The 1175-nt window shown below is 59.4% G+C and carries 3 protein-coding genes; all 3 read left to right on the forward strand.

Annotation, left to right across the window (positions count from 1 at the left end; all coding sequences use genetic code 11):
* The first annotated feature begins 265 nt into the window (after positions 1-265).
* Complete coding sequence (locus NW809_RS12685; RefSeq protein WP_240527377.1) at positions 266-436, forward strand: chlororespiratory reduction 6 domain-containing protein; 171 nt, start codon at positions 266-268, stop codon at positions 434-436.
* Entirely contained in the window at positions 430-567 is a 138-nt protein-coding gene (locus tag NW809_RS12690; protein ID WP_240530400.1) for a hypothetical protein, read from the forward strand. Before NW809_RS12685 ends, NW809_RS12690 begins: the two co-directional genes overlap by 7 nt.
* Before the next feature lie 98 nt (positions 568-665).
* Positions 666-1091, forward strand: coding sequence for a hypothetical protein (locus NW809_RS12695; RefSeq protein WP_414402310.1), 426 nt, complete (start codon positions 666-668; stop codon positions 1089-1091).
* Positions 1092-1175: the final 84 nt, after the last annotated feature.

Genomic DNA, 1175 nt, shown 5'->3' on the forward strand with positions numbered 1-1175 from the left:
CTGATCAATCCATCCTCCTTCCGAAGTTGGTTTGCTAAGTGCTGCTATTGTACCCCTTGAGCCCTTAACAGGCTGTAGCTGTGTCGTCGTGCCGATTACCTTCTACCTTCCTGCTAAAGCCATTCAAGCTCTGGATTTAACCCCGGGCCATGAGCTGTTGAAAACGTTGATGGCGGATCCTGTCCGGGCTGCCCAGCAGGTGTAATGCGCCATCGATTGGCCGCGCAGCCCCGACGATCCGCGCGAGCTGTCGGAGATCCCGGAGGTGCGCCTGTGGTTTATTCGTTGGGACACGGTCTGCCCCTGGATGCCCTACTTCCTCAACTGGCGCCAAGGAGAGCTGGCCCGTTACGCAGCCATGTTGGTGCCCCATCAATTCAACCCTCGCGAGGGCATTGTTTACAACCCAGAAGCGCTGGAAATCTCTTTGTGTTGATGCGGTGGTTCAAGCAGCAGAAACTGGGATCCCTCTCGATGCTGCGGGATATGGCTTTGGTGTTTGGCTTCGAGGTCCAGCTGGAGTTTCTCACTCTCTGGGAGTCTGAGGTGGGGGATCCGAACTCATGAGGGTGATGGTGGCCGATACCTGGCCGGGGATCCCCGGAGCCGCAGCAGTGGCCAGCGCCTGGCAAGAGGTGGTCCAGAGACCTTGAGTCCAGCTCAGGGTGGATCCCAACCCTTCGGAAGCTCAGCTCAAGGCCCTCTGGCAACAAATCGGCGAGCGGGCAACCAATCCCCTCCTGGTTCTGCCGGGCAGTGTCGCCGATCCCCTGGAGCCAGGCCAAACCTGGGCCGATTTGGCCCATGCTTGGGGGTTTAGCCTGCTCTTAACGCTGCGACGGGAGGCCGCCCTGAGCCAAGCAACCGCCTTTGCCGCCCTGATGCGCCAAGCCGAGGTCCGCAACTTGGGCTGGGTGCTGGTCGGATCCCTGCCCGAAACCGAGGATCCCCAAGCTTTGGAGGAGCTGGATGCAGCTTTGATCCCACGCCTAGAGGCTCAAGTTGGAATGCCGGTGCAGGGGAGAATGGCTCTGGATGGGCAGATCCTTTGGGACACCGATTCCCTTGAGCAACTGGGCTACGTTCTATGAAAAGCAGAAAAACCCCCCAGCGTCTGCCAGGGGATTCAAGAAGGACTGGTCGACTAGGTCAGGAGTGGATTAGCCGCGGATGGC

Origin of the sequence: Synechococcus sp. WC101 (genome assembly GCF_047461555.1) — a bacterium.
Lineage (GTDB): Bacteria > Cyanobacteriota > Cyanobacteriia > Thermostichales > Thermostichaceae > Thermostichus.